Source organism: Alkalinema sp. FACHB-956, assembly GCF_014697025.1.
Classification (GTDB): domain Bacteria; phylum Cyanobacteriota; class Cyanobacteriia; order Leptolyngbyales; family Leptolyngbyaceae; genus Alkalinema.
In genome coordinates this window covers 104,116-125,119 of the sequence record NZ_JACJRC010000014.1, presented here as the reverse complement: position 1 = coordinate 125,119, position 21,004 = coordinate 104,116, and the positions used below count along the sequence as shown (strand labels likewise).

Genomic DNA, 21,004 nt, shown 5'->3' with positions numbered 1-21,004 from the left:
AGCCCCGACGATCGCGCCACACCCCGAACCCCAATTGGTACACCACCCTCTCCGTGCAGGAAAACCCAACTACAACGAAGACAAATAGGTATACCCACTCAAACACCGCTCATAATGCTGCAACAGCATTTGCGATTCCTGAAGGGAAATCTTGCCATCTTCCATCGCCACCTCCGTTTGCTGGCGGATACTTTCAATCAGATCCTCACTGTCGTACTGCACATAGCCCAACACCTCCTTCATCGTGTCACCCTTCACCACATGCTCGATCGTGAACCCCTTAGGGGTGAGTTGGATATGCACCGCGTTCGTATCCCCAAACAGGTTGTGCAGGTTACCCATGATTTCCTGGTAGGCTCCGTTCAGGAACATGCCTAGGTAATAGGGCTGCTCCGGTTGCAACTGGTGAAGTTCCAACACCGACTTCACATCCCGCAGATCAATAAATTGGTCAATCTTGCCATCGCTATCACAGGTCAAATCCGCCAACGTTGCCCGTTTAGTCGGTTCCTCCGTCAAGCGGTGGATCGGCATGATGGGAAACAGTTGATCGATCGCCCAACTATCCGGGGCCGATTGGAACACAGACAGATTGATGTAGTAGATGGAAGCCATAATTTTTTCCAGGTCTTCCAACTCCTCCGGCACAAACTCCAACTGGTGCATCAGAGTTTGAATCTTATGACAGCAGGACCAATACAGCCGTTCCGCCCGCGCCCGTTCCGGCAAACTGAGGTAGCCAAAGCCAAACAGACTCACCGCCTCTTCTTTGAACTGGGTGGCGTCGTTGTAGGCTTCTTGCAAGTTGTCTAGGGAAATGGATTCGTAGGTTTCAAACAAGTTGCGAACGATTAAATGTTCACTTTCTTGCACCGGATCGACAACGTCCATGCCCGGAGCATCACTGGATCCCAGCACATCAAACACCAGTACCGATTGATGGGAGGCGATCGCACGGCCACTTTCACTGACGATCGTTGGAACTGGAATATTCGCTTGGGTGCAGGCATCCTTCATGGCCGCCACTACGTCATTGGCATAGTTCTGCATGTTGTAGTTTTTGGAGGCGTGGAAGTTCGTCTTGGAGCCGTCGTAATCCACCCCGAGGCCACCGCCCACATCGATGTAACGCATTGGTGCCCCCAAACGCGCCAGTTCCACATAGATCTGCCCCGCTTCCCGAAAGGCTTCCTTCAGGACACTAATCGCTGAAATCTGGGAGCCAATGTGGAAATGCAGCAGTTGCAACGATTCCAGTAACCCCGCTTCCCGCAACTGTTCCACGGCGGTTAACACTTCCGGGATCGTTAAGCCAAATTTGGCCCGATCGCCCGCCGAGGTGCCCCAACGCCCAATCCCCTTCGCACTCAGTTTGGCCCGCACGCCGACGATCGGCTTGATCCCCAGCCTGTGGCTAGCTTCAATTACGCAGGCCACTTCTTCCAACTGTTCCAGCACGATAATGGCCGTTTTACCCAGCTTTTGCGCCAAGATAGCGGTTTCGATATATTCCCGATCCTTATAACCGTTACAGATCACCAAAGCTCCCGGCGTATTCAAGGAAGCCAAGGCAATTAAGAGTTCCGGCTTGGATCCCGCTTCCAGGCCAAATTGATAGGGCTTGCCATACTTCACCAACGTTTCCACTAGGTGGCGCTGTTGGTTGCACTTCACCGGAAACACACCTTTGTACACACCGGGATAGCTATACCGGGCGATCGCCTTAGCAAAGCAGCCGTTGAGTCGCTCAATTCGATCTTCCAAAATGTCAGAAAAGCGAATGAGTAAAGGCAATTCCAAATTCCGCTGCTGTAAGGAATTAACCAAGTCAAATAAGTCCAGCGATCCCCCCCGCATTCCCTTGGGCGACACCACCACATGGCCAGCGGCATTAATCGAAAAATACGGCTCTCCCCAGCCCTGGATTCGATAGAGTTCCTCACTGTCTTCGATCGTCCAAGCCTCTGCATTTGTTGGGAGTTGCGGTTCTGGCACAGATGGGTGGGACTTTAGCGAAGTGGAGAGAGCCACAGGTTGAGCCATGGACGGGGAACTAGTTTGAGCACTCGGTTGAGACACGGTCGGTTGAGACACGGTCGATTGAGACACGGTCGATTGAGACAGTGGCTGAGTCGCCTGTTCTGTCAGTTCCTGTGGTTCAGTGGAGGATGCCGCAAATCCTGTCATGGTTATTCCTTCTGCCCTAAACGACCCGTTGAACCAATCAGTCTATCGCATTTGACTTGGGCGTCACTGTATCCAACTAAGTTGATTTAAGACCACGGAAAATCTGGGTTAATCCTGATCCCTTCCCACTCAAGCTGCTAATCTGTTTTAGGAAATAATTGATTCCTTCAATTGCTTGGGAGACGCAGATGGAAAGAACATTTGTCGCGGTTAAACCCGATGGCGTACAACGCGGCCTCGTGTCGGAAATTATCGGTCGCTTTGAAAAAAAAGGATTTAAGCTCGTTGGGCTCAAGCTGATGAGCGTCAGCAAGGAACTGGCAGAAAGTCACTATGATGTGCACAGAGAGCGCCCCTTCTTTGCAGGCTTAGTCGAATTCATCACCTCTGGCCCGATCGTAGCGATCGTGTTGGAAGGGGATGGCGTTGTTGCAGCGGCTCGGAAGATCATTGGTGCCACCAACCCCTTGACGGCTGAACCGGGTACCCTTCGTGGGGACTTTGGGGTCAACATTGGCCGTAACATCATCCACGGTTCCGACGCGATCGAAACCGCTCAGCGGGAAATCGCCCTGTGGTTTAAGGAAGAAGAACTGGTTTCCTGGACACCTACCATTTCGCCTTGGTTGTATGAATAGATGAATGACGGCCTTTGACTAGTGGTCTTTGACTAGTGGTCTTTGACTAGTGGTCTTTGACTAGTGGTCTTTGACTAGTGGTCTTTGACTAACAGTCTGGGCTGTTAGCATACAACCGCTATTGGCCTACAAACAAAAAGCGATCGCGGTTTTCGCGATCGCTTTTTTGCTAAAGCAGACAATCTGATCGAACTGAAAGCGATCGCTTGCCCCCTAAGAAGTTTCCGAAGGTTCCTTCTCCGTTCCACCGGGGATCGCAACCTTTTCAATTTCAGGATTGGGCAGCCCTTGAGCCAGATCCTTAGCAAGACCTTCCCCAGGCAAACTCTCCGTAGATACATTTCCCGTAGATCCCCCTGTAGATCCAGCCTCTGTGACTGACGGCTGCAAATCTCCATGGGCTGGATGCTTTTTCTCCGAAAATCCCCAGGCGAATAGCACTGCGATCGCGGCAACCATAATCCATTCCGGGGGAACTAAACTGTCATTCACCACCCGCAGCAATAGGCGAATCCCCACAAAGGCTACGGTGATGTAACCTGCATTTTCCAGATGGGTATATTCTTCCAGCCACTTGATAAATAATCCCGCCATGAAGCGCAGGGCAATGATCCCGATCGTACCTCCCAGCAGAATCACCCAAGTATCTTGCGCAACGGCGATCGCGGTAGTCACGCTATCCAGGGAAAAGGCTAAATCCGTAAAAGCAATCACGGGGATCGCTTGCCAAAGATTTTGGAAGCGTGGCCCATGGTGCTCACCCTCTTCATCCTCTGGGGACGTGAAAAATTGGTAGACCAACCACAACAGATACAGCGCCCCTGCCAGTTCAAATTGCCACTGGTTCACCACCTGGGATGCCACCAAAATCAAACTCATCCGCAACACATAGGCCAAAATTAGACCAATGTTCAGGGCACGACGTTCCAACTTTGGATCCTGCAATCCTTGGGTCAGAGCCGCAAGCGCGATCGCATTATCAGCAGACAGAACCGCTTCCAACACCACCAACACGGGTAGTAAAGCTAGTGTTTGCAAACTAAAATGCGACGGAAAGTCTAAAAAATCCAACATTGCCCGCTCTTTGACCTACAGGATTATACGTTTTAGATAGGATTAGCCAAGTGCCAGTGACAGGGAGTTGATCCCGCCCAAGGGGAGGCTTTGCCTCTTCATCTTGCCACCTTCCTTGCCTAGAACACCTGTCTTGCCTAGTAAAACTTGTCTTGCCTAGTAAAACTTATCTAGTCAAAGTACCTAGCAGCAACTTTTTAGTCATACTTCTTAGCCATACTTCCCACTCATACTTCCAACGATTGCGGGATCATAATGTTGCGGGATCAACAGGGATCAACGTAGTAGGGATCAACGGATTATTGTCCCTACAGCTTAGTATTGTCCCTACAGCTTAACATTCTCCCAGGCTCGACCATGACGCGGACGATCCTAGGCCAGTCTCGGAGATAGAGTGAATTCTTCAAAATGCCCTTCTTCTTAGGCTCGAAGGGACTCGGTCAAACTGGCCCCTCTCACCGGAATATATTGGGTTGGCTTCCCCTAAGTTTTGCCTTTTGTTACAAACACTTTCCCCTGACCCTAACCCTTAGGGTTTAATCAACTGTGAGGAATTATCCCAATCCTGATAAGGAGTTATAGCAATGTCTGAATCTCAAGTATTGATGGCACTGTTCATTGCCTTGATCCCCGGTATCTTGGCATTCCGCCTCTCTACTGAACTCTATAAAAACTAAAATCATTCACCACAGGACAGCAAAAATTGGTGTAATCACTGATTTTTTCAGCGTTCTAGGTTGATTGATACTTTTTCTCCTGTCTCGGTAATTTAGTCGTCGATTTTCGCAAAATTTCACCCTCAAACTTGGGCGATCATTTTGGAAGAACTAGGCTAAACTATCGAGACAGGTTTTTTGTTCCCTTGCTTGTAACGACCAGCAAGTTGAGTGGATATACGGATGATTTGACCGAAAGAATTTGATTTTCTAGTCAGACATCTATGCATCTACTCGGATGATCAGCTGGGGCGATTGCAGGGATCCTGAGGGGTTCAGGTTCTCCATAAAAGTGCATCCAGCCTGAAAGTCGTCTGCTTACCTGAAAGGAATTTGTTTGGTTTATGAGCGCACTGCACCAATTATCTCAACCCTCTCCTCGGCGATCGCCCGATCGCGCCCGTCGTCCTAACCCTCAAGCTCGACAACGGCAGCAACAGCGGATGTACCGCTTGATGGCAGCAGAGACGCTGATTAAGCTATCAGTGAATGTTGGGATCTCGGCAGTTGCGATTACATCCTTATTTCAGTTACTTCCCTATCGCAGCGTCCAGCAAGCCAAGCTCCAGGAAGTTCAGGCGGAATTGAAATCCACGGAAACGCGAGTCGCCCAACTACAAGCCCAATTCAGCCGAACCTTTGATCCCAACGAGACCAAAGCAATTCTTCAGGAACAAACTCACTTAGTGGATCCCACTGAAAAGGTGGTTGTCTTTGACGATCGGGCTGATTTAGAACCGCAGAAGACAGCCAGCAACCCTGAGTAGGGCGTCCTCATTGTCTGCCACAAGGGTCTGTCCAAGAGCAAGCATTGGGTGGCTCAATCTAAACAAGTGCTGCCAGTGACACTTACACTAGTGACACTTACAAAGGTTGATCCAGCTTTATCAGTGGCTCCGTTTTGCATTAGTGAATCTTCATCAGTAAATAGAAGTTAGGTTCCCCATTCTCCCAATGAACTTGATGGAGAGATGGGGAGTTTTTTTTTGAGAGTCATCCCGAGTTGCAACGGCTGAATAATACGCCTGCACCTATAATATATTTGTACTTATAATATATCTGTGCGATTTGAGCAAGCCTATATACAATGACCAAACAGAATCACCTAACTCACCTGTGATACCACCTGTGATGCGACCTGTGATCTAACCTGTGATCCAACGATTCCTGCCGTAGCAGTCCTGTCCGATCCCCTCTTTGCACCCGCCACTTTACTTCTAAGAGACATAAATCAATGGCGATTATTGCCCTCAAAGCTTGGTATCTCCAGGAATACGAACCCATTAAGCAGCTAGAAAAGCGGCCCCATGATTTGCGCCTTAGTAAAAATAGTTTGCTGAAGTCAGGACTGCGGGCCGATTTCTTGGATGATGCAGCGGAGGTGAAAAACGCAGTTTGGTTTCAGCGCTATTTGGAAGGAGAAGCGGTTGAGTTTTACATCGAAGGCAGTGGAGGCTACGCGATCGCCAACATTGACCTGAGTAGCCATGAAATTTACTTCACAAAGCGAGAAGTGATGGCAGGACTGGAACCTACGATTTTTCTTTGCTATCAGCAGGAATTTCCAGAATCCAGCCAGCTTCTGCGGGATGAACTCAACGCCCTTCTAGAAACCATTAATCGCAAATCCCGCATTACCCTGACGCTCAAGGAATCCCATCGGCTGAGCGATGGCCCAGTGCGCCTTAACAGTTCACTGATGCGATCGATTCGCCAAAGCTTGCTGTTCATTGCGGATGGAACTTCGATCTCGCAGATTGATACGGCCACACCACCCCTGTTGATTCCCAGTCCTAAGGTTTGTGTGGAAGTGGGTTATGCCCTTCAAAGTAAGCGATCGGAGCAAATTTTACTGACTCAGATGGAACGACCTGATATGCCAGGCCAGTTCCCCTTCGATATCTCTTTGAACAACCGCTTGATGTTTAAAGACAAAGCGCAGTTGCGTAAATTCCTACCCAAGGCGATCGAGGCTCAGTTACAGCAATTTAGTTTGTTCTAGTGAGCGGGTTCTAATGAGCGGGTTCTGAGTCGCTCTGCGCTGATAGCTGAGCGATCGGGAGTGTGATGATGAACTGGGTACCTTGGTTGGGCCTAAATTGGTACTTTAAAGTCCCCCGATGTCGTTCGGTGACAATTTGTTGGCTAATAGCAAGTCCCATCCCACTGCCTTTCCCCGCAGGCTTGGTTGTCCAAAAGGGATTAAAAATCTGGGTCTGAGCCTCGGCGGGAATCCCACAACCATTGTCGGTAATGCAGATAGACACAGCGCCATTACTGTCCAGATGGGTTCGAATGCGAATTTCTGGGTCGTAATCTGCCATTGGAGCGGATTCTGCGGTATTCAACACCTGTTCGATCGCCTCGATCGCGTTACACAGCAGGTGCATAAAAGCTTGATTGAGTTCACTGGCACAGCATGGCACCGCAGGAATTTCGCCGTAGGCTTTGACCAGCCGAATCGCTGGACGTTCATACTGGGCCGCCAGCCGATGTTGGAGCAGCATGATCGTACTATCTAGGCCCGCATGGAGATCCGTTGCCTTCCATTCAGTTTCGTCTTGGCGGGAAAAGGTACGGAGCGACTGTACCACTTGGCTCATGCGATCGGCTCCAACCCGCATAGAAGTTTGTAACTTCTGGATATCAGCAACAACGAAGTCGAGATCTAGATCGTCCAAGCGCGCTTGGATTTCAGGTACAGGCTCAGGATAGTGATGGCGATAGCATTCAATCAAGTCAATCAATTGACTGACATAATCCTCGGCATACTTTAAATTACCGGCAATGAAATTCACTGGATTGTTAATTTCATGGGAGATCCCCGCAACCACCTGACTGGTGCTGGACATTTTTTCTTGATGGATCAGGTCAGCAGATGCACTGCAACAGCCTGCACTTCTAGAGCAAGTATCAGGCAAGGATCCAGAATTCGGTGAGGGAGCCTCAGGGGGAGTGGCCTCCAAACCGCACAGGGGAGAGCTGTTGCGATCGGTGGCTGTTTCTCGGATGACAAGGGCAGGAGGATACCCTCTGTGATCTCGGATAGGCATGGATGTGAGTTGAAAAAAAGGGTGCTTCCCAGATTCAGTCATGATTGACACCTCTGGTGGATTGAGGGAACACAGACACAAACAGATGACAAGACACAAACAGTAGGGAACAGGAACTGGCCACAGTGCGGCTAGCTAACCCAACGTAGATAGCTAACCCACAAGGACATCAACAAACGAAACAATAAACAACACAAAAAACACAATGGGAGTGGGTCAATATCAAGAACTTCAGGGAGGAACACAGACTGGCACCAGGCTCCCAACCCCCAATTGCATTATTTTTGCGTTTGTGTGATCTAGATCACTTGGTGGTGTGACTTAACCACTTGTGCACTAGCTTATCCGCCTTGATAACAGACGTAATCCGTTAAAACCACGAAGGAACCTGATTAATAGGGAATCCCGTTATCTTGCTGAAGTGACTCAAGCCATTATGCGGACGTGATCTAATCGGTTCTACTAATGTGATCTCAGCGAAAGCCTGTTGTGACGTAGATCACTTTTAATCAGGGGACTTCCTTCAGAAAATTTTGTGCCTTTCACCCACCCCCACGGCATTGAACGATCGCGCGTTTGAATCTTTGTCAGTTCCTTAAATGCACGGTTGACAGCGATCATCGCCACGCCTATTCGTCCGGATCGATTAGGTTATCCGTTACTTCCGTGCCAATCCAGCCCATAATGATGTTCGATAGGTTATGAGAAGCAGCTATGCCTAGAACGCCGAGCGAATACGCAGTTCATCTGCTGATGGAAGGGGGACATCGAGAGGAAGTTCGTTTTCCCTCCATCCAAGACTTTCAGAAGTGGTACAGCACTGACCTCGTTCCCAAGTCCACTTCCACCGAATTTATTCAAGTGCCGATTAAAAACATCCAAGGGGAATACATGGTCGTTCGCCCCAGTTGCATTTTGGGTATCCGGGTAGAACCTGTGTTCTCCGGTAGTGTCGATCGCTATTAATTCAACCACTGAGGGCAGGGGAAGTGAGTCAGCGTCAGAGCTATAAGAAGCAACGCAGCCAGGGATGTCGCATCCTAGCAATCCTGGGAGGGCTCACGATCGCCCCTGCCCTCAGTCCATGGAGTCTCCTCGCCCAAACGGCTCCCCAGCCCTCTCCCGCACCTACGACGTATCCATCGTCCCTTCCCGCTGGAAATCATTCCTCCCTTGGATCGTCCCGACCGACAGCGTCTCCCAAGACCACAGCGTCTCCTAAACCGACAGCGTCTCCCAAACCGACAATGACGCCAGCGCCTAGCCCAGTTCCGCTCCGTCGGACACAAGAGGTCCCTGCGGAAGCGAGTCTGGATTCTCTACTGGCGGAAAAGCCAATCATGAGTCAGGTGCCTGGATTAATCCGATCGATCGATCACAGTTTGCGCTATCTCCAGTCCGATGCCTCAGCGGCAGACTATTTGCGGCTTCGGATTCCAGGAATTACGCGCGATCGGGTCAAGCGGAGTCTCCAACGTTTCCGCGCGTTGTTACTGGCCGCCGAGACGCCACAACAACTGCAAGCCAGTGTCCGCAAAGAATTTGAGTTCTACACCACCGTAGGCAAGGATGGTCAGGGCACCGTCGATTTTACGGGGTACTTTGAACCTGTCTATCCCGCAAGCCGTACCCCCACAGCAGAATTTCGGTATCCGATTTATCAACGCCCGCGCACCTTTGCCCAATGGCCCAAGCCCCACCCCAGCCGCGCTGAACTAGAAGGGAAGGATGGACTACAAGGTAGCAAGGGTTTGTTGAAAGGCTCAGAATTGGTGTGGCTGAGAGATCGCCTAGATGCGTTTTTAATCCAAGTGCAGGGATCAGCCCAACTGCGCTTTGCCGATGGCTCGAAGATGACGATCGGCTATGCCGGCCATACCCAGCACCCCTACGTGGGCATTGGGCGTGAATTGGTCAAGGACGGCAAACTGAAGCTCGAAGAACTCAGTCTCCCTAAGGTGGTTGCATACTTTCAGCAACGCCCGGAGGCCCTGGATGAGTATCTGCCCCGGAACCAACGATTCGTCTTTTTCAAAAACACAGAGGGATCCCCCGCCTTGGGCAGCCTTGGCGTTCCAGTGACGGCAGAACGATCGATCGCGACCGATAAAAAGTTGATGCCCCCCGGCGCGCTGGCGATTATCCAAACGCAATTGCCGAACGCGAAACTACAACAAGAATCTGTGAGTCGATTTGTCCTGGATCAAGATACGGGTGGGGCGATTATCGGCCCAGGGCGGGTGGATATTTTTATGGGTACGGGAGATGGGGCGCGCGATCGGGCCGGACTGATTCACTCGACCGGCAAGCTTTACTATCTTCTGCTCAAAGACGATCGCAAAGGACGATAAACTGGAGACTATGAGTACCCCGCTCCAGCTAACCCTGCAAATCATCTTTACAGTCCTCGCAGGGATTAGCGCTCAGGTACTGGCAGAATTTCTCAAAATTCCAGGGATTGTTCTCTTACTGCTCTTTGGGATCGCCCTCGGGCCGAGTGGGCTTAGCATCATTCACCCCAGCAGCCTCGGGGATGGCCTAGAGGTGATTGTTGCGTTGCTAGTCGCCATCATCCTGTTCGAAGGGGGGTTTAACCTGCGATTGCAGGATATCGATCGGGTTTCCAGCAGCCTGCGGAATTTAGTCACCTTGGGGACTCTCATTACCCTCCTGGGGGGAGGCATGGCGGCTCACTGGCTGGGCGAGTTTCCTTGGTCGATTTCTTTTCTCTATGCCTCACTGGTCGTAGTGACTGGGCCGACGGTGATTAACTCGCTCCTGAAACAGGTGGAAGTCGATCGCCAGGTGTCTACATTGCTGGAAGGGGAAGGGGTCTTAATTGATCCCGTCGGGGCGATCCTGTCCGTCGTGGTGCTGAATGTGGTGCTAAGCGGCGGCAATCCAGAGCCCTTGGTGGTTTTGAATGATTTACTGCTGCGGGTGGGGATTGGAGCGGCGATCGGGGTCTCTGGAGGCTGGCTGATGGGGGTTCTCCTCAAGCAAGCAACCTTTTTATCAGAGGAACTCAAAACCCTAGTGGTTTTAGCAGGGGTCTGGGGCTGGTTTGGGTTAGCCCAGTTGCTGCGGAGTGAAGCGGGCCTGATGGCAGCGGTGACTTCAGGGATCGTCTTGCGGGCCTTAGAGGTACCCCAGGAAAGACTGCTCAAACGCTTCAAAAGCCAGCTTACGGTGCTGTCTGTTTCAGTCTTATTTATTCTACTGTCAGCCGATTTATCGATCGCGGGGGTCTTTGCCCTGGGTTGGGGCGGCGTCTTCACCGTGTTGGCGCTGATGTTTATTGTCCGTCCGATCGGCATTTGGCTCTGCACCTGGCAGGATGACCTGAACTGGCGGCAAAAATTGTTTATGTCCTGGATTGCCCCTCGGGGAATTGTTTCGGCGTCTGTGGCCTCCCTATTTTCCATCCTGCTGACCCAAGGGGGGATTAATGGGGGGGACTCGGTCAAAGCCTTAGTATTTTTGACCATCATCCTCACTGTATTTTTGCAGTCCCTCACCGCTCAACCAATCGCGAAGCTGTTGGGGATCACGTCTCAGGAAGTGACAGGCGCGGTCATTGTGGGTAGTCATCCCCTCAGTGCATTGTTGGCTCGATTTTTTCTAGAACGGGGAGAAACTGTCACTGTAATTGATACAGCCCCGGATCCGACGCTCTTCCCTCCGCAGGAGAATCTGAAACTCTTAACCAGCACAGCCTTGGATACCGCAGTGTTGGAAGAAGCGGGGCTAGCGGCGATCGGGACTTTTTTAGCCATGACCGACAATGGTGAAGTCAATGCTGTATTGGCACAACGGGCAGCGGAGGAATTTCAGCCCCCCCGGGTTTTAGCGGTCTTTCCCCGCGAGGGCACAACCGCCAATGGTCAGGTCAGCCAAGCCTTTTCAACCCAGGCATCCTTGAAAACTTGGAATGAGTACCTGCAAAACGATGCCGTTCGTTTAGGCGAAACTATCCTCCACGAAGGCGATTTCGAGGGGCAACGGCTGCGGCTACTGAAGTTGATTGGCCAAGGAGAATTGCTGCCTCTCCTGCTCGATCGCAAAGCCTGTCTGCAAGTCATCCCTGCGGAACTGGAGTTTAAGGTGGGCGATCGCATCACTTACTTGTTGCACGATCCCCGCCCTAAATTACTCAAACGCCTCTCAGGTGCCACCCAACCTCGCCTCATGGTGGAAAAACTACCGGACGTGGAAGGGAGTATCCAATCGGCTTAACTTCCCTTGACGGTTCCAGTCCTTTTGGGGTTCTAGGCCGTTCTGGGAGCGCATTGCTAGGATTGCAGCCTTGACTTCAAGCTTAACTGCAATCCCAACACCCGATGGGCATCTTAGGCAAACACAACGGGGCAGCAGGTCTGGATCGAGAACTGGTTTAGGCAGAGGGTACCATCCGTTTCTTCAGCGAAGTCAAACGCCGCTGAGCAGTCTCATTCTTGGGCTCGTAGGTTAACGCTTGCTCGTAGGCTTCCAGCGCTTTGTTATCCAAGTTTTTGCGCTCGTAGGCGTGGCCTAGGTTATTCCAGGCCGTGGGATATTCCTCATAGGCCTTCAGCGCATCCTTATAGGTGCGGATAGACAAATCGTATTGTTCCTGAGCAAAGTAGGCATATCCCAAGGCATTACAGACAGCAGCAAGGTCTTGGCCTTCTAGCTGATTGGCTTTAATTGCCTTTTGGAGCTGGGTTACCGCCTGGGCAAATAATCGCTTATCGAGATAAATACTTCCGAGTTCGTAGTGCTCTTGAGCCGTTCCCTTGCCTTGGGCTAATTTGCTTTGCAAACGGGACAAGGCTTTTTCGAGTTTGCGTGTTTTGATGACCTGAAGTAACACGAACACGCCCGCCACCACCAGGATGACAAGCAAAATGCTGATGTAAAAAATAGGTAAGTTATCCTGCATACCGTAGCGATACCAAACAGTGTTTTGAGTTCAGGGTTATTTTCCCATTTCCCGATCGCTCCTATCCAGGAAAGGGGCGGAAGATTTTTGAACGGGAGTGGGGTTTTGACGCTGAGTTGTAACGCTTAACGGATCGTTGTAACGCTTAACGGATCTTCGAGCCCCCAATGGCGTAGCCGATCGCCCACCCACCCCTGCTGTTTAAGGTTCTGGAGCGCTTGATTGACCCGATTACGGAATTCGGCAAATTGTAGCCCTCGGGGCATAGCAATGCCTAGGGGATACCGACCAAGGGGGTCGGGCAGAATTCGATCGCGGGGAGATTGCCGCAGCCAAGCCAGGGCGGTTGTGAAATCCAAGGCCATCACAGCAATTTTGCCGGAGGCTAACTGGTCTTGGCCCACGGCATAGGAGGGCAGTTCGACGACAACGGACTGGGGAAACTGGGCTTTGAGCAGGGCGATCGCACTGGATTGGGGCAGAACGCCAATGGAAAGACTCGTAGATTGGGGCAGTCGGGAAAGATCGGGCTGATTCGTCAACAGAACTGTGCGGTTGTAGTAGTAGGGGGGGCTGAACTCAACCACACGCCGCCGCGAAGCCGTTGCGGTGACTTGGGCGATCGCCAGATCAGCTCGATCGTCCATGACCGCTTGCAAGCGATCGCGCGATCGCACCACTTGAAATCGCACAGCCTCCGATTTCCCCAAAAGCGCCTGGGCCAACTGTCGAGCTAGGTCAACTTCAAACCCTTGGAGCTGCCCTGCCTCATCCCGAAAGGCCAGGGGAAACGCGTTGTCCGCCACCGCAACCTTCAAGTAGCCTCGTTTTTGAATGGTGGGCCAATCCGCAGCCCAGGTAGGGCCGATCACAACATTAGCCCCCATCAGGCCAGCAAGAGCCGCGATCGTAACCCGTAAGGTTGTTCCCATCATGGTCTTCGCCTGAACGTTTTGCCCTAATGTTTCCCTTCAAGCTGAAAAGGGTGAACCAGAACGGCTTCTTGGTCTGACTCCCATCAAAACCCAGAGACCTTCATGATTCACCCTTCCAATAATCGCATTGACTGAGTTAGCAATTTGGCTGAGCAACCGGTGGATTGTCTATGCAACCCCAGAGATTTTTTACAATCTCTCAACCGTATTCTCTAACCTTTCTCTAACCCAAGGGGCTAACCCCTCTGCCTAGCTAGCGTTCTTCGCAAGTTCAACCACTTGGGCAAATCCTGCGGGATCCAGAACAGCTAGTTGAGCCAGCATTTTGCGGTTGATTTGGATATCAGCCTTCTTCAGCTTACCGATCAGTTGGCTGTAGCTAATTCCATGCATCCGAGCTGCGGCGTTAATCCGGGCAATCCACAGACGACGGAAGTCGCGCTTTTTCTTACGACGATCGCGGTAGGCATTGCGCAATGCCTTCATGACTTGCTGGTTAGCAGTCCGGAACAGCCGAGAGTGAGAACCCCGGAAGCCCTTGGCCAGCTTTAAAATCTTCTTACGACGCTTGCGGGCAACATTCCCGCGTTTTACACGTGCCATGAGTAACCTCTACTTTAGGGTATGGGTGAAAATTGTGACCGGGAACCAGGCAGTAGAAAGCCCTAGCCCAAGTCTCAGAGCAGCGATCTGAATCAAGATCAAGTCTTCATTCAGTCAATCTGCCTAGGAAGCGAGTCTTCAGATTTCATCTTACTCGTCCCATCGTTCTACTCGTCCTAAATGGACTTAGTCAGATCAGCCAGATCTGCCTTGGACGAAAACCTACCTTAGAGGTAGGGCAGCATCTTCCGAACGTTTTCGGCATCCCGCTCATTCACAACCGTCATACCAGCAAGACGACGCTTGCGGCTGGGGCTCTTGTGTTCCAATAAGTGGGCGCGCGAGGTCTTGCGACGCAGAATCTTGCCACTGCCGCTGGCTTTAAAGCGCCGAGCCGCAGATTTCCGTGATTTCAGCTTAGGCATGGATGAAAATCCAAATCGACACAGTCTCTAATCCTACTGTGGTTTTTGGCCAGAAAGCAATAGGTGATCCGATCGGATGCACAATTTCTCCACTTCTGAGAGAATCCGCTAAACTAAATAGCAAGACGAACAGACATCTGTTCACGACCAGACTCCATGAAACCTATTTAGTTCATGAGAAGTGGGCCAAGCCCCACTTTTTTTATTGCCATCGTCCTATGACCCATCCTCTCATCCCTCAAGTAATCGACCTTGCTGCACCCGTTGCCGCTGAACTCGGGTTAGAAGTGGTCTCAGCGGTATTCCGGACAAACCAAACCCCACCAGTGCTGCGGGTGGATGTGCGAAATCTGCAACAAGATACGGGCTTAGACGATTGTGAGCGCATGAGTCGCGCGTTTGAGGCAGTTCTTGATGAGGTGGGCATTATTCCCGATGCCTATGTTTTAGAAGTTTCTAGTCCTGGAATTTCTCGGGTACTGAAGACCGATCGTGAATTTATCTCTTTTAAAGGCTTTCCTGTCATAGTCACCCTAGATGGCCCGTTAGATGGCAAAGCCGAATGGGTGGGTAACTTAGTGGGACGAGATGACGGGTTTGTTTACCTGAATCAAAAGGGCCGCACGATGAACTTGCCGCGCGATCGGGTCACCCAGGTGCAACTGGATGAGCGGAAGAAACGCTAGTGGGCTCCGCGATCTCTCTGAGGGGGAGATGCAACTACCTGCCTGCTCCAGATAGCCCGCTTGCTTTAGATGCCTGCCTGCTCCAAATAGTGAGCCTACATTTTCTGAGTATTTCATCCCCTACTAAATCATTAATTTCTTCTTAAATTAGCCCTTTGAAGTTCAGGCTCTGAGTCTACATTGTTCTTCCCAATTACTGGAGATTCCCCATGTCAAGTATTCCTCTGCCCGGTCTGAAAGAAATGATTGATGGCATCAGCCGAGAGCGGAACTTACCCAAGGTGGCCGTGCAGGAAGCTCTGCGCGAAGCCTTAATGAAAGGGTATGAGCGGTTTCGACGGACCCAGAAAATGGATGCTTTCGACGAAGAATATTTCAATCGCTTTGAAGTAGAGCTAGACATCGATGAAGAAAGTTTCCGGGTGCTAGCCACAAAAACGATCGTTGCGGAAGTGACCAATACGGATCATCAAATCGGCCTCTCGGAAGTCCAAGATGCGGGGCTGCAAGAAGCGAGGGAAGGAGAAGAGGTGCTGGTGGATGTGACGCCCGACCAAGGGGAATTTGGTCGGATGGCCGCGATCCAGACAAAGCAAGTCTTGGCACAAAAGCTACGGGATCAGCAGCGTAAATTGATTCAGGAAGAATTCCAGGAACTGGAAAATACCATCCTGCAAGCCAGGGTACTCCGATTTGAGCGTCAGTCGGTCATCATGGCGGTCAACAGTGGCTTTGGCCAGCCGGAAGTCGAAGCTGAGTTACTGAAGCGGGATCAATTACCGAATGACAATTACCGGGCCAATGCCACCTTTAAGGTCTATTTGAAAAAAGTGAGTGAGGGAGCCCACCGGGGCCCCCAGCTTTTGGTATCCCGTGCGGATGCGGGTCTCGTGGTTTATTTGTTCGAAAATGAAGTCCCAGAAATTCAAGACGATGTCGTCCGCATCGTTGCCGTCGCGCGGGAAGCCAATCCCCCCTCTCGGTTTGTCGGCCCCCGAACCAAAATTGCGGTAGATACCCTAGAGCGCGATGTTGATCCCGTAGGTGCTTGCATCGGTGCGCGGGGTTCTCGGATCCAAGCTGTTGTGAACGAACTACGCGGCGAAAAAATTGATGTGATCCGCTGGTCCCCCGATCCTGCCACCTATATTGCCAATGCGCTCAGTCCTGCTCGGGTCGATGAAGTTCGTCTAATGGATCCCGAAGGTCGTCAAGCCCATGTTCTAGTGGCTGAAGATCAGCTGAGCCTCGCGATCGGCAAAGAGGGCCAAAACGTTCGATTAGCCGCTCGCCTCACAGGTTGGAAAATCGACATCAAAGATGGGGCGAAGTACGATCGAGCGGCTGAAGATGCCAAAATTGCGGTCGAACTGAAGCAACGGGCTGACGCGGCGGCAGCGGCAGCAGCTGAAGAGGAAGCCGATGAGGAAGATTTCGAAGAAGAACCCCTAGAAGAAGTCACCGCTGGGGCCGATCGGGAGGCCGAACAACCGGAAACCGACGAGCAAGCAGATAGTGCAGAGGAATAATGCCCAGCAATCATGCCCAAAAAGGGGGTGAATGGAGCCTTGCGATCGGGAATCGCCTGTCATGTCTAGTCCCTGTGATAGAGGTCCCTTGTAATCTATGGAACCCAACTACCGTCGATGTGTGAGTTGTCGGAAAATTGCTCCCAAAACTGATTTTTGGCGGGTTGTTCGCACATTTCCCGATCAAGCCGTGCAAGTGGATGGGGGGATGGGCCGATCGGCCTATCTCTGCCCCAATGCAACTTGCTTGCGGGATGCGGAACGCAAGGATCGCCTAGGTCGATCCTTGAAGGTACCGATCTCAAAAACGATCTATCAAACCCTCTGGAGCCGTCTTACCGAAGTCTCAACCCTCTCAAACTAGGAACAGTTAGATTCAGAGTCTTATACCATCCAGCTATTTGAGGTTCCATCGGTTAGACTCTGGTCGTGAGACTGGGAGATGTTTAACCTGAAAACTTGAGATTTCCTCGATTGGACTGTCCCAACCGGGTCAGTCCAGCAATAGAATGATAAGAGTCAGGGGAAATTTAGTCTTCTAAACAAGTTGACAAGCCGCTGTTTGCGCTCTAGGCTAAAGCGACTTCCGATCGTTTAGCAACAGCAGTGATTCTCCCCTCTGCCTAGTGATGCCTAATGATCAAGAAACAGGCTTCCCGGTCAATTTTCGCTTAAGGTCTAGCTACCCCTAGCAAAGCCGAGGAGTTCTAGAGCGTACCTTCAGCGTAGGCCGATTGTATTTATGCTTCGCCCGTGATTATGCTGGTAAAGGTTGAACGGAAAAGGTCAGTTGAACTGAAGAGTTCAATGGGAGCCTAATCGACTTAGCGGAAGCGCTGAGGTTCGGCCTGAGTAGTAGTTCTAGTCAAGTACAGAAGGCGACTTATGTGAAATCTGGATTGAACGAGGGATTAGTGGATGAACAACGGAAAAGTGAGAATTTACGAACTATCAAAGGAACTAAACTTAGAGAACAAAGACATTTTGGCGATTTGTGATCAATTGCAGATTGCATACAAGAGCCACAGTAGTACGATTACAGAAGCAGAGGCAGAAGGCATTCGCAGCGCAGCGCAGCAATATTCATCCACTCAGGTCAATCCCTCGACAGCGTCTCCTGTCCGTAAATCCAGTGCGCCCACCGTTAAACCTAGGAACAACACGCCCTTGAATAGTCAGAAAAAGCAACAAATTTTGGAAATTCGTCGCCCTGTTACGCGGTCTGACGCTTCTGGTAGTGAGAAGCCTGAACTGCTAGGGCCACCCGCCTTGCAAACTTCCCTGACCTCGGAAGCCACGATTGCAGGGATGCCAACGGAGCTAGAACCTTCCGATCGAGTTGCCATCGCTGCACCAACGGCGGATGCACCTCTTACGGTCAAGCCTGCGTCTTCTCGAGGAGATCAGGGGGAACTCAATGCGACTGAACCAATTGCTCCAGTCGTCCCGGCCAAGCCACTGCACCCTTCCAAGGCAGAGCCTAGCCAGTCGGCTGATCATCCCGTGGCTGAGGATGCAGCTAAGTCCATAGAAGTCAAACCGGCGGCAGTCAAGCCAGCAGAAGCGAAGCCAACAGAAGCGAAGCCGACAGAAGCAAAGTCAGCAGAAGCAAAGCCTGTAGTTGCAGCAAAACCCCCAACGCTGAACGCAGGCCCGGTGGGTGGTACCACCACTGCTAGCAAGCCAGAGGCTAGCAAACCGGAGGCTAGTAAGGCAGATGCGGTTAAATCGGAGAGTCCGAGTAAATCCAACAGTGGCCCCAAGCCAGAAGCCCCTGCTAAACCGGCTACTCCTGCACGGCCTGTGCTGAACAGCAAACCCATTCTCAAAACCAAGGCAGCTAGCAGTGGGGAAAAGGCAGCCCCTGCCTCCCCCGGTAAGCCTTCTGGGGATGGGAAACGATCGGGAGATCGCCGTCCCGCAGCACCGAGCAAAGCACCGATCGCCCCTGCTAATAAACCGCAGATTGTTGAACTCAAACGGCCCAAGCCGATCGCACCTACTGAAGAGGGAGCGGCAGAAGAACCCACAAGAGAGCAACCTGTTCTAAAAGGTCGGCCCAGCCGCAATGCAACTCCCGAAAAAGAAGCGGGATCCACCGTTGAACTACTCGCGAAGCCAACTCCCCCCAAGGCTCGACGGAAGGTGTGGGAGGACGAGGACGAAGAAAGCGCAGAAAAGGCTAAGGTTGGGCCAAAAGCCAAGCGTCGCGGGCCTCGCATTGAAGAAGATGATGATGAAGACTTTGATCTGCTAGACGACGATGATTCCGCCGTCACCCCCGCGCAGGTCAGTCTGTCCTTGGCACGACCTCCCAAGCCGAAGTCTGCCAGTGCAGCGAAGCCGGTTGCCACTTCAACGCCAACCAGTCAACCTAAGCGACGCCAGTTTACCCGTCGCGATCGGCGAGATCAGAACTCCAGCAAGGTTGAGAAGCCGGAAATTATCACTTTGACAGGGGGCGTTACCGTCCAAGAATTGGCTCAAATGATGGCGGTTTCCGATACTGAAATCATTCGGAACCTCTTCATGAAGGGAATTGCGGCAACGGTGACCCAAACCCTCGATGTGTCGACAGCAACGATGGTCGCCGAAGAGATGGGTGTCTTGGTGGATCAGGCCGAGAAGGAATCGGAAGCCAAGAAAGTAATCGAAATGATCTCCGAGGAAGATCTGGAGAATCTCCAGCGCCGTCCGCCGGTGGTCACCATTATGGGTCACGTCGATCACGGGAAAACAACACTGCTCGATTCGATTCGCAAGACCAAAGTGGCAGCGGGCGAAGCGGGCGGGATTACCCAGCACATTGGGGCTTACCACGTCGATGTGGAACACAATGGCGAAATGCAGCAGGTCGTCTTCCTGGATACCCCCGGTCACGAAGCCTTTACCGCAATGCGGGCACGGGGCGCACGGGTGACGGACGTGGCAATCCTGGTGGTAGCCGCCGATGATGGGGTGCGTCCGCAGACAATTGAAGCAATCAGCCACGCGAAAGCCGCAGGTGTGCCGATCGTGGTTGCGATCAACAAGGTCGATAAGGAAGAAGCCCAACCCGATCGGGTGAAGCAAGAACTCACCGAGTTTGAGCTGGTACCGGAAGAGTGGGGCGGCAGCACCGTCATGGTACCTGTGAGTGCAATGACAGGGCAAAACTTGGATACCCTTCTGGAAATGATTCTCCTGGTATCCGAGGTCGAGGATCTCCATGCCAACCCGAATCGCCTTGCGAAGGGTACCGTCATTGAAGCCAACCTCGACAAGGCGAAGGGCCCGGTTGCAACCCTTCTGGTACAAAATGGCACCTTACATGTGGGCGATATTATCGTCGCAGGCTCCGCACTGGGTAAAGTGCGCGCCATGGTGGACGATCGGGGTCGTCGCGTCAAGGAAGCCAGCCCATCCTTTGCCGTAGAAGTTCTGGGCTTAGGTGACGTACCCGCCGCTGGGGACGAATTTGAAGTCTATAAGGACGAAAAAGAAGCCCGCGCTGTCGCAGATAGCCGTGCGGAAGCGAAACGTCAGTCGCGCTTGATGGCGGCAATGTCCTCCCGTCGGGTCAGCTTGAATACCTTGTCCAGCAAGGCTCAAGAGGGTGAACTCAAGGAACTCAACATTGTCATGAAGGCGGACGTTCAAGGGTCTGTCGAAGCCATTTTGGGATCCCTGAAGCAGTTGCCCCAGAACGAAGTGCAAGTCCGGGTTCTGTTTGCAGCCCCTGGGGAAATTTCCGAAACAGATGTGGACTTGGCTGCCGCATCGGAAGCGGTTCTGATTGGCTTCAACACCACACTGGCAACGGGGGCTCGTCAAGCCGCCGATCGGGCCGGGGTCGATGTCCGGGAGTACAACATCATCTACAACTTGCTGGATGATATCCAAGCTGCCATGGAAGGTCTGCTGGAGCCAGAACTGGTGGAAGAACCGCTGGGTCAAGTGGAAGTCCGGGCCGTCTTCCCAGTGGGCAAGGGCGCTGTGGCGGGTTGCTACATTCAGTCCGGTAAAGCGATTCGGAACTGTAAGATTCGCGTTAAGCGGCGCGGCAACCTGATCTTCGAAGGTAACCTGGACTCCCTGAAACGGATGAAGGAAGATACCAAAGAAGTCAATGCTGGGTATGAGTGCGGGATCGGGATTGACAACTTCAATGCCTGGGAAGAGGGCGATATTATCGAAACCTTCCGCATGGTCACGAAGCGCCGTACCTTGACGCCTTCTCGCTAGGAATCGGACTCCT

18 protein-coding genes are annotated in these 21,004 nt (G+C 51.9%); 11 read left to right on the top strand and 7 right to left on the bottom strand.

Annotated features, from left to right (window positions below; all coding sequences use genetic code 11):
- Positions 1–69 precede the first annotated feature (69 nt).
- Positions 70–2,187, bottom strand: coding sequence for a biosynthetic arginine decarboxylase (speA, locus tag H6G21_RS15705; protein WP_242041857.1), 2,118 nt, complete (start codon positions 2,185–2,187; stop codon positions 70–72).
- 188 nt (positions 2,188–2,375) lie between these two features.
- Here speA and ndk point away from each other — a divergent pair, with 188 nt between their 5' ends.
- Positions 2,376–2,825: a nucleoside-diphosphate kinase gene (gene ndk, locus H6G21_RS15700; RefSeq protein WP_190574366.1), complete on the top strand. Its 450-nt coding sequence runs from the start codon at positions 2,376–2,378 to the stop codon at positions 2,823–2,825.
- Positions 2,826–3,038: 213 nt separating this feature from the next.
- On the opposite strand, the gene H6G21_RS15695 is transcribed toward ndk, so the two are convergent.
- Positions 3,039–3,899 (bottom strand): DUF475 domain-containing protein, encoded by an 861-nt coding sequence (locus tag H6G21_RS15695; RefSeq protein ID WP_190574365.1) that lies wholly within the window; start codon positions 3,897–3,899, stop codon positions 3,039–3,041.
- A 578-nt stretch (positions 3,900–4,477) separates the two neighbouring features.
- Here H6G21_RS15695 and psaM point away from each other — a divergent pair.
- The 3 genes from psaM to H6G21_RS15680 all read left to right on the top strand — a co-directional run bounded on the left by psaM (position 4,478) and on the right by H6G21_RS15680 (position 6,617).
- Positions 4,478–4,576, top strand: a complete 99-nt coding sequence (psaM, locus tag H6G21_RS15690) for a photosystem I reaction center subunit XII (RefSeq protein WP_190574401.1) — start codon at positions 4,478–4,480, stop codon at positions 4,574–4,576.
- Between the two features lie 383 nt (positions 4,577–4,959).
- The gene (locus tag H6G21_RS15685; protein ID WP_190574364.1) at positions 4,960–5,382 is read left to right on the top strand and encodes a hypothetical protein; all 423 of its coding nucleotides are present in this window, start codon (positions 4,960–4,962) and stop codon (positions 5,380–5,382) included.
- Between the two features lie 467 nt (positions 5,383–5,849).
- The gene (locus tag H6G21_RS15680; RefSeq protein WP_190574363.1) at positions 5,850–6,617 is read left to right on the top strand and encodes a hypothetical protein; all 768 of its coding nucleotides are present in this window, start codon (positions 5,850–5,852) and stop codon (positions 6,615–6,617) included.
- Positions 6,618–6,627: 10 nt separating this feature from the next.
- On the opposite strand, the gene H6G21_RS15675 is transcribed toward H6G21_RS15680, so the two are convergent.
- Complete coding sequence (locus H6G21_RS15675) at positions 6,628–7,710, bottom strand: ATP-binding protein (protein ID WP_190574362.1); 1,083 nt, start codon at positions 7,708–7,710, stop codon at positions 6,628–6,630.
- Between the two features lie 672 nt (positions 7,711–8,382).
- On the opposite strand from H6G21_RS15675, the gene H6G21_RS15670 reads away from it, so the two are divergent.
- The 3 genes from H6G21_RS15670 to H6G21_RS15660 are packed head-to-tail and all read left to right on the top strand — an operon-like array spanning position 8,383 to position 11,904.
- Positions 8,383–8,634, top strand: a complete 252-nt coding sequence (locus H6G21_RS15670; RefSeq protein ID WP_190574361.1) for a hypothetical protein — start codon at positions 8,383–8,385, stop codon at positions 8,632–8,634.
- 23 nt (positions 8,635–8,657) lie between these two features.
- On the top strand, positions 8,658–10,019 hold the full coding sequence (locus H6G21_RS15665; protein ID WP_347278032.1) for an MltA domain-containing protein: 1,362 nt from the start codon (positions 8,658–8,660) through the stop codon (positions 10,017–10,019).
- 10 nt (positions 10,020–10,029) lie between these two features.
- The gene (locus tag H6G21_RS15660; RefSeq protein ID WP_190574360.1) at positions 10,030–11,904 is read left to right on the top strand and encodes a sodium:proton antiporter; all 1,875 of its coding nucleotides are present in this window, start codon (positions 10,030–10,032) and stop codon (positions 11,902–11,904) included.
- A 157-nt stretch (positions 11,905–12,061) separates the two neighbouring features.
- Here H6G21_RS15660 and H6G21_RS15655 read toward each other — a convergent pair whose 3' ends face one another.
- The 4 genes from H6G21_RS15655 to rpmI form a co-directional block, all read right to left on the bottom strand.
- Positions 12,062–12,589 carry a tetratricopeptide repeat protein gene (locus H6G21_RS15655; RefSeq protein WP_190574359.1) on the bottom strand — a complete coding sequence of 176 codons (528 nt, stop codon included), beginning with the start codon at positions 12,587–12,589 and terminating at the stop codon, positions 12,062–12,064.
- A gap of 125 nt (positions 12,590–12,714) precedes the next feature.
- On the bottom strand, positions 12,715–13,524 hold the full coding sequence (locus H6G21_RS15650; protein ID WP_190574358.1) for a transporter substrate-binding domain-containing protein: 810 nt from the start codon (positions 13,522–13,524) through the stop codon (positions 12,715–12,717).
- A gap of 249 nt (positions 13,525–13,773) precedes the next feature.
- Positions 13,774–14,127 (bottom strand): 50S ribosomal protein L20, encoded by a 354-nt coding sequence (rplT, locus tag H6G21_RS15645; RefSeq protein ID WP_190574357.1) that lies wholly within the window; start codon positions 14,125–14,127, stop codon positions 13,774–13,776.
- A gap of 227 nt (positions 14,128–14,354) precedes the next feature.
- Positions 14,355–14,552 (bottom strand): 50S ribosomal protein L35, encoded by a 198-nt coding sequence (gene rpmI / locus H6G21_RS15640; RefSeq protein WP_190574356.1) that lies wholly within the window; start codon positions 14,550–14,552, stop codon positions 14,355–14,357.
- Between the two features lie 218 nt (positions 14,553–14,770).
- On the opposite strand from rpmI, the gene rimP reads away from it, so the two are divergent.
- The 4 genes from rimP (at position 14,771) to infB (ending at position 20,991) form a co-directional block, all read left to right on the top strand.
- Positions 14,771–15,238, top strand: coding sequence for a ribosome maturation factor RimP (gene rimP, locus H6G21_RS15635; RefSeq protein ID WP_190574355.1), 468 nt, complete (start codon positions 14,771–14,773; stop codon positions 15,236–15,238).
- A gap of 209 nt (positions 15,239–15,447) precedes the next feature.
- Complete coding sequence (gene nusA / locus H6G21_RS15630; RefSeq protein ID WP_190574354.1) at positions 15,448–16,767, top strand: transcription termination factor NusA; 1,320 nt, start codon at positions 15,448–15,450, stop codon at positions 16,765–16,767.
- Positions 16,768–16,864: 97 nt separating this feature from the next.
- Positions 16,865–17,131 (top strand): YlxR family protein, encoded by a 267-nt coding sequence (locus tag H6G21_RS15625; protein ID WP_190574353.1) that lies wholly within the window; start codon positions 16,865–16,867, stop codon positions 17,129–17,131.
- Positions 17,132–17,685: 554 nt separating this feature from the next.
- Positions 17,686–20,991: a translation initiation factor IF-2 gene (infB, locus tag H6G21_RS15620; protein ID WP_190574352.1), complete on the top strand. Its 3,306-nt coding sequence runs from the start codon at positions 17,686–17,688 to the stop codon at positions 20,989–20,991.
- Positions 20,992–21,004 lie beyond the last annotated feature (13 nt).

Excerpts from the sequence above, each read along its gene's own strand:
- H6G21_RS15675 (WP_190574362.1), bottom strand. The coding sequence starts at position 7,710 with ATGACTGAATCTGGGAAGCACCCTTTTTTTCAACTCACATCCATGCCT.
- H6G21_RS15625 (WP_190574353.1), top strand. The coding sequence starts at position 16,865 with ATGGAACCCAACTACCGTCGATGTGTGAGTTGTCGGAAAATTGCTCCC.
- H6G21_RS15650 (WP_190574358.1), bottom strand. The coding sequence starts at position 13,524 with ATGATGGGAACAACCTTACGGGTTACGATCGCGGCTCTTGCTGGCCTG.
- rpmI (WP_190574356.1), bottom strand. The coding sequence starts at position 14,552 with ATGCCTAAGCTGAAATCACGGAAATCTGCGGCTCGGCGCTTTAAAGCC.
- infB (WP_190574352.1), top strand. The coding sequence starts at position 17,686 with ATGAACAACGGAAAAGTGAGAATTTACGAACTATCAAAGGAACTAAAC.
- nusA (WP_190574354.1), top strand. The coding sequence starts at position 15,448 with ATGTCAAGTATTCCTCTGCCCGGTCTGAAAGAAATGATTGATGGCATC.
- ndk (WP_190574366.1), top strand. The coding sequence starts at position 2,376 with ATGGAAAGAACATTTGTCGCGGTTAAACCCGATGGCGTACAACGCGGC.
- rplT (WP_190574357.1), bottom strand. The coding sequence starts at position 14,127 with ATGGCACGTGTAAAACGCGGGAATGTTGCCCGCAAGCGTCGTAAGAAG.
- speA (WP_242041857.1), bottom strand. The coding sequence starts at position 2,187 with ATGACAGGATTTGCGGCATCCTCCACTGAACCACAGGAACTGACAGAA.
- H6G21_RS15685 (WP_190574364.1), top strand. The coding sequence starts at position 4,960 with ATGAGCGCACTGCACCAATTATCTCAACCCTCTCCTCGGCGATCGCCC.
- rimP (WP_190574355.1), top strand. The coding sequence starts at position 14,771 with ATGACCCATCCTCTCATCCCTCAAGTAATCGACCTTGCTGCACCCGTT.
- H6G21_RS15670 (WP_190574361.1), top strand. The coding sequence starts at position 8,383 with ATGCCTAGAACGCCGAGCGAATACGCAGTTCATCTGCTGATGGAAGGG.
- H6G21_RS15695 (WP_190574365.1), bottom strand. The coding sequence starts at position 3,899 with ATGTTGGATTTTTTAGACTTTCCGTCGCATTTTAGTTTGCAAACACTA.
- H6G21_RS15680 (WP_190574363.1), top strand. The coding sequence starts at position 5,850 with ATGGCGATTATTGCCCTCAAAGCTTGGTATCTCCAGGAATACGAACCC.
- H6G21_RS15655 (WP_190574359.1), bottom strand. The coding sequence starts at position 12,589 with ATGCAGGATAACTTACCTATTTTTTACATCAGCATTTTGCTTGTCATC.
- H6G21_RS15660 (WP_190574360.1), top strand. The coding sequence starts at position 10,030 with ATGAGTACCCCGCTCCAGCTAACCCTGCAAATCATCTTTACAGTCCTC.